The following is a 15,157-nucleotide window of genomic DNA, read 5'->3' as shown; positions in this document are numbered from 1 at the left end:
GGCGCGCGGTTTGGGACCTTCGATGACGCGCGAAGACGCAGAGGATTTCCTGCTGGAGGCCGGGTCGGCCACGGACGGCGAATTTCCGCTGCTCGAGGCGGCGATCGCCTGCGCCATCCACGAGGACCCCAGCCGCGACCCGCAGGTGGCGCGCGACCTGGGCTCCGCCGGCGTCGAGCGCCTGGCCCAGCGGCTGAAGCGCGAGAGCGCCGAGGAGGCCCTGGCCGAGGCCCTGGCCGGGGACCTGCGCCTGCAGGGCGACCTGTTCACCCACGAGGATCCCGAGAACGCCGACGTCATCTCCGTCTGCGAGCGGCGCAAGGGCATCGCCGTGGCGCTCGGCGTCTACTACCTCCACGTGGCCCGCAAGTGCGGCCTGACCGTCCAGGGCGTCGACTTCCCGGGCCACTTCCTGCTGCGCATCGAGACCGAGGAAGGGCCCCTGGCGCTCGACCCGTTCTCCGAAGGCCGGGTGGTGCTGCCCTCCGAGCTGACCCGCCGCGCCCTGCACGCCGGCCTCACCCCCAACGTCGCCGACCGCCTCGACCGGCTGATGGCCCCGGTCAGCGACCGCGCGGTGCTCGTGCGCCTGCAGAACACCATCTACGCCCGGGCCTCCGCCGTCCGCGACTTCCCCCGGGCCGAGCGCGCCGCCTTGCGCCGCGCCCTGCTGGACCCCACCGACCACCGCCCCTGGCTGGACGTCGCCGCCGCCCGCGAGGGCCAGGGCGCGCTCGCCGGCGCCCTCGAAGCCCTGGCGCGAGCGACGACGCTCGACGGCGGCGCCGCGCTCGCCGCCCGCGCCCAGAGGGAACGCGTCCGACTCCGCCTGAACTAGCGCCGGCCTCTCCTGTCGCCTATGTCGCTCAACTGAGCAGTCGGGAGCGGACGGATGGCCCTCAAGGTCGCGGTGCAGATGGATCCCATCGAGGGGATCAACATCGAGGGCGACACCACCTTCCTGATGATGGAGAGCGCCCAGGCCCGCGGCCACAGCCTCTTCGTCTACACCACCGACACCCTGGCCATGGAGGACGGCCGCGTCTTCGTCCGCGGCCGCGACGTCACGGTCCAGCGGGTGAAGGGCGCCCACGCCACCCTGTCGGACTACCGCAAGACCGAGCTGACCGCGTTCGACGTGGTCCTGCTGCGCCAGGACCCGCCGTTCGACATGCACTACATCGACACCACCTTCTTCCTGGAGGCGGTGCATCCGCAGACCCTCGTGGTGAACAACCCCCGCGAGGTGCGCAATGCGCCCGAGAAGCTGTTCGTCACCCGCTTCCCCGGCCTGCAGCCGCCGACCCTGATCACCGCCGACCGCGAGGCGATCTACGACTTCAGGGCCCGGCACGGGGACATCGTGATGAAGCCTCTGAACGGCCGCGGCGGCTCCGGCGTCACCCGCCATCTGGCCGACGACCCCAACATCGACGCCATGCTGGAGCTGCACGCCCAGATCGATCGCGAGCCGGTGATCGTCCAGAAGTTCCTGCCGGGCGTGGTGAAGGGCGACAAGCGCATCCTGCTGGTGGACGGCGAGCCGGTGGGGGCCATCAACCGGGTGCCGTCCAAGGGCCAGATCCGGTCGAACCTGGCGGTGGGCGGCAAGGCCGAGCCGGTGGAGCTGACCGCCCGCGACCGCGAGATCTGCGCCACCATCGGGCCGGAGCTGAAGGCGCGCGGCCTGCTGTTCGTCGGCATCGACGTGATCGGCGAGTGGCTGACCGAGATCAACGTGACCTCGCCGACCGGAGCGGTCGCGCTGAAGGCGTTCACCCGGATCGACGCCACCGAGGCGCTGTGGGACCGGATCGAGGCGATCCGCGCCGGGTAGCGGCTTGTCCGCCGCACTCACGTTCCCGGAATGTTCTTGATCGCCCGTCCGGCTTGTGCCACGGCTTAGCCGCAGGATCACGGCGTTATCCAGGGGCTGAGCATGTCCGCACGGGTGGTGACGGTGGCGTTCCGGGGCGTGGAAGCGGTGCGCGTCGACGTCCAGGTGCAGTTCACCGGCGGGGAGGCGAAGTTCTTCCTGGTCGGCATGGGCGACAAGGCCATCTCGGAGAGCCGGGAGCGGGTGCGGGCGGCGTTCGCGGGGTTGGGGCTGGCCCTGCCGGCCCGCCGGATCATCGCCAACCTGGCCCCGGCCGACCTGCCCAAGGAGGGCAGCCACTACGACCTGCCGATCGCGCTGGCGATCATGGCCGGCATGGGGGTGATCCCGCCCGACGCGCTGGCGGACTGGGCGGCGGTGGGCGAACTGTCGCTGGACGGGCGGATCACCGCGGTCGCGGGCGCCCTGCCGGCGGCCGTGGCGGCGGGCGGCCTGGGGCTGGGCCTGATCTGCCCGGAAGCCTGCGGCGCCGAGGCGGCCTGGGCCGGCGACACGCGGATCCTCGCAGCCCCGTCTCTGATCGCCCTGGTGAACCACTTCCGCGGGACGCAGATGCTGTCGCCCCCCAAGCCGGGGCCCATGCTTGACGGCGAGCGGGTCCCCGACCTGCGCGACGTGAAGGGGCAGGAGAACGCCAAGCGGGCGCTGGAGATCGCGGCGGCCGGGGGCCACAACCTGCTGTTCGTCGGACCGCCGGGCTCAGGCAAGTCGATGATGGCCCAGCGGCTGCCGGGCCTGCTGCCGCCGCTCACGTCAGAGGAGCTGCTGGAGACCTCGATGGTTCACTCAGTGGCGGGGCTGATCGCCCGGGGCGAGCTGCGCCGGGCCCGGCCGTTCCGCGCGCCGCACCACTCGGCCAGCATGGCGGCCCTGACCGGCGGCGGCCACAAGGCCAAGCCCGGCGAGGTCAGCCTCGCGCACAACGGGGTGCTGTTCCTGGATGAGCTGCCGGAGTTCGGCGCCCAGGCGCTGGACAGCCTGCGCCAGCCGCTGGAGACCGGCGAGGTGATCGTCGCCCGGGCCAACGCCCACGTGCGCTATCCCGCCCGGGTTCAGCTGGTGGCGGCCATGAACCCCTGCCGTTGCGGTCACGGCGGCGCGGGCCGCGGCGCCTGCGGTCGCGCGCCGCGGTGCCAGACCGACTACCAGGCCAAGGTGTCGGGACCGCTGATGGACCGCATCGACCTGCAGGTGGAGGTCCCGCCGGTGACGCCCGCCGACCTCGCGCTGCCGCCGCCAGCCGAGGGCACCGCGGAGGCTTCGGCCCGGGTGCTGCGCGCCCGCCAGCGCCAGCAGGAGCGGGCGCAGGGTCGTGACGCACCGGTGCTCAACGCCCAGGCTGACGGCGACTGGCTTGAGGAGATCGCCGCCCTGGACGCCCCGGCGCGGGCCCTGCTGTCACGGGCCGCGGAGGCCGGCGGGCTGACGGCGCGCGGCTGGACGCGCACGCTGCGGCTGGCCCGCACGATCGCCGACCTGGAAGGCGCGGACGCCGTGCGCCGGGTGCATGTGGCCGAGGCGCTGATCTACCGGCGGGTGGCTGCGGCGTCGGCGTTCGCCAACGCCAGCTGACGCGGGGCCGTCCACGCGGCGTAGCCGATCGTAAGCGCCAGGAGATACCCCCAGATGATCTCTGCCGTGATGTAGGCCCAGGCCCCCACCTGACGATCGACGCTCTTTGCCAGGTGGGTGACGACAGCGAGAAGATGGAAGCCGGCGGCGAGCAGTGGCCAGTACCTCGGGCTCCTGAGTGCGATCCAGCAAAGCAGAGCCAGGAGCGCCGCGTCGACCGCGAAGATGCCCCATTCCGTCTCCCTGAAACCGGTGCGGTAGACGGCCATCGTGAATGCCCAGCCGGCGAGCAGTCCGCCTGCGCTCAGCCGCTCATCCGGGCCGCCTCGCCATACAGCCAGCGCGCTGACGACCAGTACGGTCGCAGGCCAGAGAAAGGCAGGCAGCTCCAAAGCAAAAGGCCCCCGGTCTTACCAGGGGCCTACAATGCCGAACGATTGCCTGGTTGTGCAACGTCGCCTCAGGCGGCGCTCACCGCCCGGAGCCGGCGACCGCGAGTGAGGGAGGCCGCCACAGGCGCAGGCTTGTCGCCGCCCGGATCGCCCACCATCACCGCGCCGAGCCCGATCTGCTCCTGGGCGACGCTGAGCTCCTTGTGGGTCTCGACAATGGCCCGGCGGGCTTCGGCCAGGGCCATGATGGCCTGGCTGGCGCGCTCCACGGCGTCCTGGCCGATCAGGGCCGAGGCCCCGGCTTCCCTGCGAAGCGCCGGCATTACCCCCGTGAGGGTCGCAGTCTTGGTGATGGCTGCGTCGATGGCCGCTTCGGCCTCGAACAGCGCCCCGGCGATTTGTTCCGCCACCATACGACGTTGCTTGAGCATGAGGTCTCTCCTGCAGGCGCCTTCTGTGGGCCGCCTGCCGATTGGATATCAGGGTTATGGTTTCGGGACCGTTCAGGCCCCGGAGAAATTCCGCGCCAGGTCCTGGAGCGCGTGGAGGCCCGCCAGCATCGCCCCGAACGCCAGGGCGGTGATGATCGCGACCCCCACGATCGCCCCCAGCCGGGCGGCGGGGCTCAGATCATTTCGGCCGAGCCATCCGGATCGGGCTTGAAGTTCTCGTCCAGCAGCACCCAGGTCATGCAGAGGATTTCCCGGAGCACCATTTCCGAAGGCTTGAAAGGCGCCAGCTTCCGGGTCGCGGAAACCAGGTGCTTCGCCATCGAAGCCTGCTGGGGCGTAGCCGCCAAGTCGGTCAGCTGCCGCTCGAGCTGATCCCAGGTGAAAAGCGGGATCGCCTCGTCCCTCTGGGCCGGGGTCGGCCAGCGGGCCTCGAAGTCGTCGATCTCCCGGCGCAGGCGCAGCGCCCTGCCGATCACCGCGCGGTTGTCGAAGTTCTGCCAGTCGCCCATGGCTCAGCTCCTCCCGAGTTGCCGGCTCATCGAGCCAGTCTGCGGGGCGGGCGTCTGTCCTGATCGTGTCGTGTCCTGATCCAATCGGGACAGGGTTAACGTCCCGCGTACGGAGCAGCCGCGCGGCCTCGTAGCGGTCGGGCACGCCGAGCTTGCGGCGGGCGCGGTCGCAGTAGGTGTCGACCGACGTCTTGGACATCCCAAGCTCGCGCGCGATCTGCTTGGAGCTGGGGTGCTGGTCCACCAGCCGCAGGCATTCGCGCTCACGCTGGGTGAGCAGCTCGACCGGATCGTTGGCGATTTCGGCGCGCGGCGGCATGGCTGAAGCAGTAAACGTGCTGTTGATCCCTTCGTCTACTTTAAGGCGAAACCCTTTTGCCGTTAAGGTTATTCTCCGCGCAGGGAGATGCGCCATGCAGGCCAAGGACGCTGGACGGACGGTCTCGCTCGAGCTGGCGATCGGAGCCCGCATCCGCACGCGCCGGCGCCAGCTCGGCCTCTCGCAGTCCGACCTGGCCGAGAAGCTCGGCGTCTCGTTTCAGCAGGTGCAGAAATACGAGCGCGGGGCGAACCGGGTCGCGGCCTCGACTCTGGTGATGACCGCCCAGGCGCTCGGCACCACGGTCGGCGCGTTGGTGGGGGAGGAGGCGAACGGACGCGCCGAGGACGACGAGATCTTCCGCGCCCTGGCCAAGCCGGGCGCCCTCGAGCTGCTGCAAGCGTTCGACGGGATCGCCGACGGCCGGGCGCGGGCGGCCCTGGTCGCCCTCGCCAAGGAGATGGTTACCGGACGTTGAGCGGCGGTTTGACCTCGCGTTAAAGGGTTCCCGGCATGATCGCGCCTCCATGCGCCGACCGCCTCGACCTCTCTCGACCCGCCGTCCCAAGCGGACCCAGATCAGCGCCGAGCAGCTCGCCTCGCTGAGCCACGAGTTCCGCACGCCCCTGAACGGGGTGCTGGGCATGGCCCGGCTGCTGGAGGGCACGCGCCTCACAGCCGAACAGCGGGCCTACGCCCTGGCCTTGCGCGAGAGCGGCGAACACCTGCTGAACCTGGTCAACGACGTGCTCGACTTCGCCAAGCTTGGCGAAGGGGCGATCGAGCTGCACCCGCAGCCTACCGACGTGGAGGCGCTGCTGCAGGGCGTGTGCGAACTGCTCTCGCCTCGCGCCCGGGAGAAGGGGCTGGAGATCGCCTGGGCGGCGCCCCAGCGCGCCGGCCGCATCCGCGCCGACGAGAGCCGCGTGCGCCAGGTGCTGCTCAATTTCGCCGGCAACGCGGTCAAGTTCACCCGCTCGGGCGGCGTATTGCTGAGCGTCGCCGAGACCGAGCCGGGTCGACTGCGCTTCACGGTCGAGGATACGGGTCCGGGCGTGCCGGCCGCCGACCGGGAGCGCATCTTCGAGGCCTTCACCCAGACGGAGATCGGCCACGCGGACGTGGGCGGCGCGGGCCTCGGCCTGGCCATCGCGCGCCGCCTGGCGCAAGCCATGAGCGGTGACGTGGGCGTCGACGCCGGCCGCACCGGGGGCGCGGTGTTCTGGTTCGAAGCCGCGTTCCCACAGCTCCCCGCCCCGGCGACCAGCGCAGCCCTCGAGGGACGCACCGTTGCGGTCGCCTCGCCCAACCCGATCGTTCGTGACGCCGCCCGGCGGCAGATCGAGGCCTGTGGCGGCGTGCCGGTGACCGCCCCCGATATCGATGGCGTCATCGCCCGCACGCGACCGGGGGACGTGCTGCTGCTCGACCACGCCCTGGCGCCGGAAGGCGGCATCGTCCGGAAGGGCGACAAGCGCCCGTCGATCATCCTGCTCGCCCCCGAGGAGCGCGAGCGGATGGAGCGCTACAAGCGGGCTGGCTTCGCCGGTTACCTGATCAAGCCGCTGCGCCGCGCCTCCCTGGCCGAGCGGGTGCTGATCGCCGCAGGGGCGGGCGCGGAGTCCGCCGCCGCGCCCGACGACGAGCGCATCGCCGCGGCGGCCGCGCCGGGCGCCCGGGTGCTGCTGGTCGAGGACAACCCCATCAACGCCCTGCTCGCCAAAGCTCTGCTCGCGCGGGAGGGCTGCGAGGTGGACCACGCCAACGACGGCGGGGAGGCGATCGCCGCGGTGAAGGTGGCCGCCTACGACCTCATCCTCATGGACATGCGCATGCCCGGCCTGTCCGGCGAGGACACCGCGCGGGAGCTGCGGGCCGCGGGCCTGCGCACCCCGATCGTGGCGCTGACCGCCAACGCCTTCGACGACGACCGCCAGGCGTGCCTGGCCGCGGGCATGGACGACTTCCTGGTCAAGCCGCTCTCGCCCGACGCGCTGCGCGCCGCCTTGACGCGCTGGACCCGCGGCGACTGGACGGAATTCGCGGCGCGCGCCAAGGTCCGCTGAGGCCGGGGGGCCCCCGAACCGCGGAGACCTGAATGAGCGCCGACGCCGCCGAGCCGAGACGCGGAGCCCTCGCGGGCGTCCGGGTCTTCTTCGAGCGACGCGCCCTGGTGATGCTGGCGCTGGGCTTCGCCTCGGGCCTTCCGAACCTGCTGATCTTCGACACCCTGTCGCTGTGGCTGCGGGACGCGGGGCTGTCGCTCAGCGTGATCTCGGTCTTCGCCCTGGCGACCCTCGCCTACTCCATGAAGTTCCTGTGGGCGCCGCTGGTGGACCGCACGCGCGTGCCGCTGCTCACGCGCTGGCTGGGCCATCGGCGGTCCTGGATGGTCGCAACCCAACTGCTGGTGATGCTGGGCTTATGGCTGATCTCGGGGACCAACCCCGCCGCCAGCCTTGGGCTGATGGCGGCGTTCGCGGTGTTCGTCGGCTTCACAGCCGCCACCCAAGACATCGTCATCGACGCCTGGAGGATCGAGGCGGCGGAGGTGGAGAAGCAGGGCGCGATGGCGGCCGCCTATCAGTGGGGCTATCGGATCGCGATGATCACCGCCGGCGCCGCACCGCTGGTGCTGGCGGATCAGTTCAACTGGAACCTCTCCTACGCCGTCATGGCCGCCCTGATGTTGGTCGGCATCGGCGGGGCGCTGGCTGCGCCGAAGGAGAAGGAGCACGTCATCCGGCCGATCCATGCCGAAGGGACGCCCTCCCGCCCGGCGCTCGAATTTCCCGAGTGGCTGGCGCGGCTCGTGCTGTTCGCGCTCGGCGCGGTGGTGCTGGGGTCGGGCCTCGCGGCCAACGCCTCGCTGCTCGCCTCCGCGTTCAGCGGGATCGGTCTGCCGGGCGCCGGCGAGGCCGTAACCGCCATCTGGGAAAAGAAGCCCGAAGGGGTGTACGCCCAGCTCGCCGCGGTGATTGTCGGCCTGGCGGTGATCGTACTGGCCGCCTGTCCGATCCCGCGGGTGCGGACGCGACCCGGCGTCTACCTGAGCGCCGCGCTGGGTGAGCCGCTCCGGGACTTCTTTGTCCGCTATCGGGGCGTCGCCGGCCTGATCCTGGCGCTGATCTGCGTCTACCGGCTGTCGGACTTCGTCCTGAACATCATGAACCCGTTCTACGCGGACCTCGGCTACACCAAGACCGAGATCGCCGAGGTGCGGAAGGTGTTCGGCGTGATCATGACCGTGTTCGGGGTCGGGCTCGGCGGCTGGGCCGTGGCGCAGCTGGGCCTGATGCGCGCCCTGGTCATCGGCGCCTTCGCGGGACCGCTGTCGAACCTGGTGTTCGCGTGGCTGGCCCTGCAGGGGTCGGACCTGACGGCGCTGTTCATCGCCATCGGCGTCGACAACGTGGCCTCGGGCTTCTCCGGAACCTGCCTGATCGCCTACATGTCGAGCCTGACCTCGGCCGGCTTCACGGCCACGCAATACGCGCTCTTCTCCTCGCTCTACGCCCTGCCCGGCAAGCTGATCGCCTCGCAGTCGGGGCGGATCGTCGAAGGCTCGGCCGCCGCCGCGCAAGGGGGCGGCGCGTTCGCCCCGCTGATGGGCCTGTTCGGCCGGCTGCCGGCCGACGCCTATGTGGACGGCGCGGCCAAGTCCGGCGTCACGCCGGCCGCGCTGGGCTCGGGCTACATCGTCTTCTTCCTCTATTCGGCCGCGGTGGGCATCGTCGCCATCGTGCTGGCCTTCGTGGTGGCGGCGCGGCAGCCGAAGAGCGTCTCGCCCGCGGGTTAGCCGAGAGCTACGGGTCCAACGCCTCGGATGATCGGATCGCGGCGCCGCCCTCACCCCGGCCCTCTCCCGCCTTGCGGGAGAGGGAGAAGGCTCCTCTCCAGCGCCGTAGGCGCGGGAGAGGCTGGGTGAGGGCGGCTCCGGGGGAACGGTGGGCAAGAGGTTGGACCCGGGCGCGCAGGTCCAACGGTGGGGATGATCCGGCGCCGCCCTCACCCGCCTTGCGGTAGAGGGGATCAGGCGGTCAGGCAGACCACCTGGGCGACCCGCAGGTCGCGGCGCAGGCTGTCGGCGACGCGGAAATAGTTGTCTGGAGTGAGGTTGGCGTTGAGCGGCGGCGCCACGTAGCGACGGCGGGTCGAGGCCAGGGTCGCCTGCACCGTCTCCGGCGCGGTGGTGTAGATCCGGCCGCGGCGCGGGCTCTCTGCGATGGTGACGCCGACGACCCGACCCTGGTCGTCGAGCGCCGGCGCGCCGGAGAGGCCGCCCAGGGACCCCTCGAGCCCCTCGGTGCGGCCGGTCTCGGCCCAGACCAGCACCGGCTCGCTGCGCGCGCCACGGCCCCGCACCACGAGGTTCTCGCGGCCGATCAGCTTGGACGTCGCCTCCCCCGGCTCCCCCTGCGGGAAGCCCGGATGGTAGGCCCGCTCGCCGCGGCGGAGGTTCTCGGCCAGCGCAAGCGGCAGGGCCGGCGCGCCGCCGTCGGTGGTCAGGATGGCCGCCTCGCCACGCGGATCGATGGTGACGCGGGCGGCCACCCCCTCGCCGGCGCCGACCACGATGGCCGCGGTGCGGCAGCCGTCGACCACGTGGCGGGCGGTCAGCCACACGCCGCTCTCGGCGACCGAGAAGGCGGTGCCGGTGGCTGGCCCGGCGGCGTCGGGCACGTCCACAACGACCGAAGGATCGAACGGGGATGACGGGCCCAACACCTCGCCTTCCACCTCCGGGGCGGGCGGCGGCGGCTCGGGCGCGTCGGCGCGCTCCTGCCGGCCGATGGCGGCGACCAGCAGGGCCACCACCACGCAGGCGTAGATCAGCCAGTCCGGGAGCCGCGGGAAGTGCATGGGTCAGCCGGAGACGGCCGCTCCGATGATGATGGCCGTGGAAAGCTTGGCGCCCACCAGCATGGCCGCGGCGCTCATCTCGCCGTCCTGGATGCGCCGGGGCAGGCCGCGCAGCACGATGTCCACCAGCCGGAAGACGAGCAGCTGGACCACCACCGTAGCCGCGCCCCAGAGCCCGATCTCGATCAGGTTCGTGGAGGCGTGCAGCGAGACGGCGAGCGGAATGGCGAGGCCGACGAGGACGCCGCCCATCGACACGGCCGCCGCGGTGTTGCCCTCGCGGATCAGGCTGATCTCCTTGTGCGGGGTGAGCAGCACGTAGAGCGCCGCCGCCGCCAGCAGGATCAGGACGGTCACCCCGCCGTGCAGCAGGGTGATCGGAAAGCCCTGGGCGAACGCCTGGATCTCAGGCGACTGGACTGGTGTAGGCATGTGTGACGCCGGCCCTCGGAAACTGCCGGTCACATAGCACGGGGGCCGGGCGGCCGCACACTGGGCCGCCCGGTCGTCAGGCTTGGGGAGCGTCCAGCTTGCGCCGCGCGCTGGCGCGCAGCTTCTCGCTCTCGCTCTTCAGCTGGCCGCAGGCGGCGAGGATGTCGCGGCCGCGCGGCGTGCGGATGGGCGAGGCGTAGCCGGCGCGGTTCAGGATGGCGGCGAAGGCCTCGATGGTCTTCCAGTCCGAGCATTCGTACTCGGAGCCGGGCCACTTGTTGAACGGGATCAGGTTGATCTTGGCCGGGATCCCCTTGAGCAGCTGGACCAGGGCCTTGGCCTCGGCGGGGCTGTCGTTGACGCCCTTCAGCATCACGTACTCGAAGGTCACCCGCTTGGAATTCGACAGGCCGGGGTAGGCGCGGATGGCGGCCATCAGCTCGGCGATCGGGTACTTCTTGTTGAGCGGCACCAGCCGGTCGCGCAGCTCGTCGTTGGTGGCGTGCAGCGAGATGGCCAGCATGGCCTGGGTGCGCTCGCCGAGCGCCGCCAGTTGCGGGACCACGCCGGACGTGGAGACGGTGATCCGCCGGCGCGAGATGGCGATCCCCTCGTTGTCCGAGATGATGTCCATGGCGGCGGCCACGTGGTCGAGATTGTAGAGCGGCTCGCCCATGCCCATGAAGACGATGTTCGAGAGCCGGCGGTCTTCCTTGGGCGAGGGCCACTCGGCGAGGTCGTCGCGGGCCACCTGCACCTGGGCGACGATCTCGGCCGTCGTCAGGTTGCGCACCAGCGCCTGGGTGCCGGTGTGGCAGAAGGTGCAGTTCAGGGTGCAGCCGACCTGGCTCGACACGCACAGGGCGCCCGCGCGGCCGACGTCCGGGATGTAGACCGTCTCCACCTCGATCCCTGGGGCCATGCGGATCAGCCACTTGCGGGTGCCGTCCTTGGACACCTGCCGCTCCACCACCTCGGGGCGGGCCAGGGTGAAGGCCTCGGCCAGCGCGGCGCGGGTCTCCTTGGCCACGTCGCTCATGGCGGCGAAGTCGGTGACCCCGTAGTGGTGGATCCAGCGCCACAGCTGACTGGCGCGCATGCGGGCCTTCTCGGGCCGGACGACGCCGGCCTCCACCAGCGCAGCCTGCAGCTCCCCGCGGGTCAGGCCCGAGAGGTTCGGCTTCACCGGCGCGAGCGCGTGGGTCGCGAGCGGTTGCGCCGGCGCACGGCTGAGGTCGAGGGTCACGCCCAAGTGGCAGGTCCTTCCAAGGAGGCCGCGGAATATAGGTGACGGACCGCCGGTTACCAAATCGCGTCGCCCTGTCGTCGGGGAGCCTCTTCAAACAGCTGTTCGACTGGGCTAGCGTCGCCGCCTCTGATCCAACACGACCACGAGGGACGTCCCATGAAAGCGCTGCTCAGCAAGGAAGTCGGAGGGCCCGACAGCCTGGTGCTGGAGGACATGCCCTCGCCGGAAGCCAAGCCCGGCTTCGCCGTGGTCGAGGTGAAGGCCATCGGGGTGAACTTCCCCGACGTGCTGATCATCGAGGACAAGTACCAGTTCAAGCCGCAGCGGCCGTTCTCGCCGGGCGGCGAGATCGCCGGCGTGGTGAAGAGCGTCGGCGAGGGCGTCACCCACGTGAAGCCGGGCGACCGGGTGCTGGGCAACACGGGCTGGGGCGGCATGGCCGAGGAGCTGGCCCTGGAAGCCGCCCGGCTGGTGAAGATCCCCGACGCCATGCCGTTCGACGACGCGGCGGCCTTCATCATGACCTACGGCACCAGCTACCACGCGCTGAAGGACCGGGCGAACCTGCAGCCCGGCCAGAGCCTACTGGTGCTGGGGGCCGCCGGCGGCGTGGGCCTGGCCGCGGTCGAGCTCGGCAAGGTGATGGGCGCCAAGGTGATCGCCGCAGCGTCCAGCCAGGAGAAGGTCGACCTGTGCCTGAGCCGCGGGGCGGCGTCGGGCGTGGTCTATCCGAAGGGGCCGTTCGACCGCGACGGCCAGAAGGCGCTGGGCCAGATCTTCAAGGACGCCACCGGGCCGAACGGCGCCGACGTGATCTACGACGCCATCGGCGACGCCTATGCCGAGCCGGCGCTGCGATCGATCGCCTGGGAGGGCAAGTATCTCGTGGTGGGCTTCGCCGCGGGCGAGATCCCGAAGATCCCGCTGAACCTGGCGCTGCTGAAGGGCTGCGACATCGTCGGCGTGTTCTGGGGCTCGTGGGTGGGCAAGAACCCGCAGCGGCACCAGCAGAGCGTGCAGGAGCTCCTGCAGATGTACGCCGAGGGCAAGATCAAGCCGCACGTCTCCGAGCGCTTCCCGCTCGAGCGCGCCGCCGACGCGATCAAGCACCTGGCCAGCCGCAAGGCCATGGGCAAGGTGGTGGTCACGGTCGACTGACGGAGCCCAGATCCTCCCCCGGTTGCCACGGGGGAGGACCCGTGTATCTGATCGCTGATAACCAAGAACACGGGGAGGGCCGCATGGCCGGACGTCTGGAAGGCAAGGTCGCCGTCATCACCGGCGGGGTTTCGGGCATCGGCCTGGGGACCGTTGAGCTGTTCGTCGCCGAGGGGGCGAAGGTGGTCGCCGCCGACATCCAGGACGAGAAGGGGGCGATGCTGGAGCAGCGCTTCCCAGTCACGGTGCGCTACGCCCACTGCGACGTGACGCTCGAGGACGAGATCGCCGCCGCTGCGCAGCTGGCGAAGAGCGAGTTCGGCGGGCTGGACATCCTGTTCAACAACGCCGGGATCTCCGACGCCATGCGGACCATCCCCGAGATCGACGCCGAGCGCTGGGCCTGGATCTACAACGTGCTGGTGCGCGGGCCAGCGCTAGGAATGAAGCACGCCGTGCCGCTGATGCTGGAGCGCGGCGGCGGATCCATCGTCAACACCGCCTCCATCGCTGGCCTGCAGGCGGGCTGGGGGCCGATCGCCTACTCCTCGGCCAAGGCCGCGGTGATCCACATGAGCAAGGTCGCCGCCGCCCAGCTGTCGCCGCAGCGGATCCGGGTGAACGCCATCTGCCCCGGCCTGATCGCCACCTCGATCTTCGGCGCCTCGCTGGGCATGCCCAGGCAGGGCGCCGACCAGCTGGCGGCTCTGGTCGCCACCCACGCCGACAAGGTGCAGCCGGTCCCCAAGGCGGGCATGCCGGAGGACATCGCCCAGGCGGCCCTCTACCTGGCCTCGGACGCCTCAGCCTTCGTCACCGGCACGCACCTGGTGGTTGATGGCGGGATCACCGTGGGCAGCCGGCATTCCTGGGACCAGGCGGCGCCGAGCCCGTTCACCGAGATGTTCGGCGACATGTTCGCAGCGCCCGCCGACAGCGCGGGGTCATGACCGACGAGCCGGCGCTCGTCCGGCCGGAGTCCCGCGGCGGGCTGACGCCGAATGTCCGCGGCGCCTTGTGGATGCTGGGGTCGGCGCTGGGCTTCACGGCCATGACGACGCTGATCAAGTTCCTCGGCGACGACTATCCGGCGGCGCTGCAGACCTTCTACCGCCAGGCGGCCGGGTTCGCGGTGCTGCTGCCGGTGATCCTGCGGCAGGGCCGGGCGGCCTACGCCACCACGCGGCCGGGCATCCTGTTCTTCCGCTCGGCGGCCGGGACGGTGGCGATGATCCTGTCGTTCTACGCCTTCCAGAAGATGCCGCTGGCCGACGCCAACGCACTGTCGTTCACCCGCACCCTGTGGCTGGTGCCGCTCGCCGCCTTCGTGGTGCGCGAGAAGGTGGGGCCGCTCCGGATCGCGGCGGCTGTGGTGGGGTTCGGCGGCGTGCTGCTGATGCTGCGGCCGGGCGCCGGGGGCGACTTCGCGCTCGGCCTGCCGGCGCTGGCCATGCTGGCGGCCTCGTTCCTGTTCGCCCTGACCATCACCGGGATGAAGGTGATGACCCGCGACCACTCGCCCACCGTGCTGCTGGTCTGGGCCATGACGCTCGGGCTGATCTTCTCGCTGCCGGGCGCCTTCCTGACGTGGCGCTGGCCCGAGCCGGTGGACCTCGTCCTGCTGTGCCTGATGGGCGTACTCGGGACCATCACGCAGGCCTGCTACATCAAGGGGATGCAGGTGGGCGATGCGGCCGCGATGGCGCCCATCGACTACATCCGGCTGGTGTTCACGGCGGCCGCCGGCTTCGTACTGTTCGCTGAGCTCCCGACGGTCTGGACGCTGGCGGGCGCCGCGGTGGTCGTGGCCTCGACCCTGTTGATCACCTGGCGCGAGCACCAGATGTCGAAGGTCAGTCCTCGAGCCTGAGCCGGCGTATCGAGCGGCGCGCCGCTTCCCGATGGCGCGGCTTCAGGTTCTTGCCGACGAGGGACATCAGCGTCGCGAACACCGCCGCGTCGTCCGTGTAGCCGAGGCCCGCGATGAAGTCGGGCAGGACGTCGGTCGGCAGGACGAAATAGGCGAGCGCCGCCAGCATCATCCCCTTCGCGGCGGTGGGGGTCTCGTCGTCCTTGGCGCAGTACCAGACGCTGAGCGCCTCGGCGGCGAACGGCACCTTGGCGGCCACGCGGCGGATCTTCGGCCAGAAGCCGCGGTTCACCCGCTCTTCGTTCAGCTTGATGACCGAGGGCACCAGCGCCCGGCTGGGATCGATCGGCGTGCGCGGATCGAAGGTGACGTCGGGTGAGTCTTTTGCGCCTGCGCTCATCGGGCTAATGCCTTTTGGAAGCCACCATCTAACGGGAGCGGGAG

The 15,157-nt window shown here is 71.0% G+C and carries 16 protein-coding genes and 1 pseudogene; 9 read left to right on the top strand and 8 right to left on the bottom strand.

The window, feature by feature from the left end; translation table 11 throughout:
- The first annotated feature begins 22 nt into the window (after nt 1–22).
- The 3 genes from VIL67_RS04235 (at nt 23) to VIL67_RS04225 (ending at nt 3,469) form a co-directional block, all read left to right on the top strand.
- Complete coding sequence (locus tag VIL67_RS04235; RefSeq protein WP_332047593.1) at nt 23–838, top strand: transglutaminase family protein; 816 nt, start codon at nt 23–25, stop codon at nt 836–838.
- 54 nt (nt 839–892) lie between these two features.
- Nucleotides 893–1,837: a glutathione synthase gene (gene gshB / locus VIL67_RS04230; RefSeq protein WP_332047592.1), complete on the top strand. Its 945-nt coding sequence runs from the start codon at nt 893–895 to the stop codon at nt 1,835–1,837.
- Between the two features lie 102 nt (nt 1,838–1,939).
- Nucleotides 1,940–3,469 (top strand): YifB family Mg chelatase-like AAA ATPase, encoded by a 1,530-nt coding sequence (locus VIL67_RS04225; RefSeq protein ID WP_332047591.1) that lies wholly within the window; start codon nt 1,940–1,942, stop codon nt 3,467–3,469.
- On the opposite strand, the gene VIL67_RS04220 is transcribed toward VIL67_RS04225, so the two are convergent.
- The 4 genes and pseudogenes from VIL67_RS04220 to VIL67_RS19620 form a co-directional block, all read right to left on the bottom strand.
- Nucleotides 3,424–3,861, bottom strand: coding sequence for a hypothetical protein (locus VIL67_RS04220; protein ID WP_332047590.1), 438 nt, complete (start codon nt 3,859–3,861; stop codon nt 3,424–3,426). The genes VIL67_RS04225 and VIL67_RS04220 overlap by 46 nt on opposite strands.
- 68 nt (nt 3,862–3,929) lie before the next feature.
- Nucleotides 3,930–4,292: a hypothetical protein gene (locus VIL67_RS04215; protein WP_332047589.1), complete on the bottom strand. Its 363-nt coding sequence runs from the start codon at nt 4,290–4,292 to the stop codon at nt 3,930–3,932.
- Between the two features lie 194 nt (nt 4,293–4,486).
- Nucleotides 4,487–4,822, bottom strand: coding sequence for a hypothetical protein (locus VIL67_RS04210; protein ID WP_332047588.1), 336 nt, complete (start codon nt 4,820–4,822; stop codon nt 4,487–4,489).
- 175 nt (nt 4,823–4,997) lie between these two features.
- Nucleotides 4,998–5,066 (bottom strand): annotated as a pseudogene (locus VIL67_RS19620) (hypothetical protein); the annotation flags it as partial.
- A gap of 169 nt (nt 5,067–5,235) precedes the next feature.
- Between VIL67_RS19620 and VIL67_RS04205 the strand changes: the two are divergent.
- From VIL67_RS04205 to VIL67_RS04195, 3 genes are read left to right on the top strand one after another with little or no spacing between them, the layout of a single operon-like run.
- A complete protein-coding gene (locus tag VIL67_RS04205; protein WP_332047587.1) occupies nt 5,236–5,619 on the top strand; it encodes a helix-turn-helix domain-containing protein in 384 nt (127 codons plus the stop codon).
- Between the two features lie 49 nt (nt 5,620–5,668).
- On the top strand, nt 5,669–7,207 hold the full coding sequence (locus tag VIL67_RS04200; protein ID WP_332047586.1) for a response regulator: 1,539 nt from the start codon (nt 5,669–5,671) through the stop codon (nt 7,205–7,207).
- A 32-nt stretch (nt 7,208–7,239) separates the two neighbouring features.
- Nucleotides 7,240–8,940: an AmpG family muropeptide MFS transporter gene (locus tag VIL67_RS04195; protein ID WP_332047585.1), complete on the top strand. Its 1,701-nt coding sequence runs from the start codon at nt 7,240–7,242 to the stop codon at nt 8,938–8,940.
- 233 nt (nt 8,941–9,173) lie between these two features.
- On the opposite strand, the gene VIL67_RS04190 is transcribed toward VIL67_RS04195, so the two are convergent.
- The 3 genes from VIL67_RS04190 to rlmN all read right to left on the bottom strand — a co-directional run bounded on the left by VIL67_RS04190 (nt 9,174) and on the right by rlmN (nt 11,688).
- Complete coding sequence (locus tag VIL67_RS04190) at nt 9,174–10,004, bottom strand: S1 family peptidase (RefSeq protein ID WP_332047584.1); 831 nt, start codon at nt 10,002–10,004, stop codon at nt 9,174–9,176.
- 3 nt (nt 10,005–10,007) lie between these two features.
- Nucleotides 10,008–10,436 (bottom strand): DUF350 domain-containing protein, encoded by a 429-nt coding sequence (locus tag VIL67_RS04185; RefSeq protein WP_332047583.1) that lies wholly within the window; start codon nt 10,434–10,436, stop codon nt 10,008–10,010.
- Between the two features lie 76 nt (nt 10,437–10,512).
- Nucleotides 10,513–11,688, bottom strand: coding sequence for a dual-specificity RNA methyltransferase RlmN (gene rlmN / locus VIL67_RS04180; protein ID WP_414696181.1), 1,176 nt, complete (start codon nt 11,686–11,688; stop codon nt 10,513–10,515).
- Between the two features lie 153 nt (nt 11,689–11,841).
- Here rlmN and VIL67_RS04175 point away from each other — a divergent pair, with 153 nt between their 5' ends.
- The 3 genes from VIL67_RS04175 to VIL67_RS04165 all read left to right on the top strand — a co-directional run bounded on the left by VIL67_RS04175 (nt 11,842) and on the right by VIL67_RS04165 (nt 14,713).
- A complete protein-coding gene (locus VIL67_RS04175; protein ID WP_332047582.1) occupies nt 11,842–12,843 on the top strand; it encodes an NADPH:quinone oxidoreductase family protein in 1,002 nt (333 codons plus the stop codon).
- Between the two features lie 83 nt (nt 12,844–12,926).
- Nucleotides 12,927–13,793, top strand: a complete 867-nt coding sequence (locus VIL67_RS04170; protein ID WP_332047581.1) for an SDR family oxidoreductase — start codon at nt 12,927–12,929, stop codon at nt 13,791–13,793.
- Nucleotides 13,790–14,713, top strand: a complete 924-nt coding sequence (locus tag VIL67_RS04165) for a DMT family transporter (protein WP_332047580.1) — start codon at nt 13,790–13,792, stop codon at nt 14,711–14,713. Before VIL67_RS04170 ends, VIL67_RS04165 begins: the two co-directional genes overlap by 4 nt.
- Here the strand turns inward: VIL67_RS04165 and VIL67_RS04160 are convergent.
- Nucleotides 14,697–15,113, bottom strand: a complete 417-nt coding sequence (locus tag VIL67_RS04160; protein ID WP_332047579.1) for a YkvA family protein — start codon at nt 15,111–15,113, stop codon at nt 14,697–14,699. The genes VIL67_RS04165 and VIL67_RS04160 overlap by 17 nt on opposite strands.
- Nucleotides 15,114–15,157 lie beyond the last annotated feature (44 nt).

Origin of the sequence: Phenylobacterium sp., from assembly GCF_036563385.1 — a bacterium.
GTDB lineage: Bacteria > Pseudomonadota > Alphaproteobacteria > Caulobacterales > Caulobacteraceae > Phenylobacterium.
The sequence above is the reverse complement of the archived record's forward strand: the minus strand, read 5'-3'. Positions and strand labels throughout refer to the sequence as shown.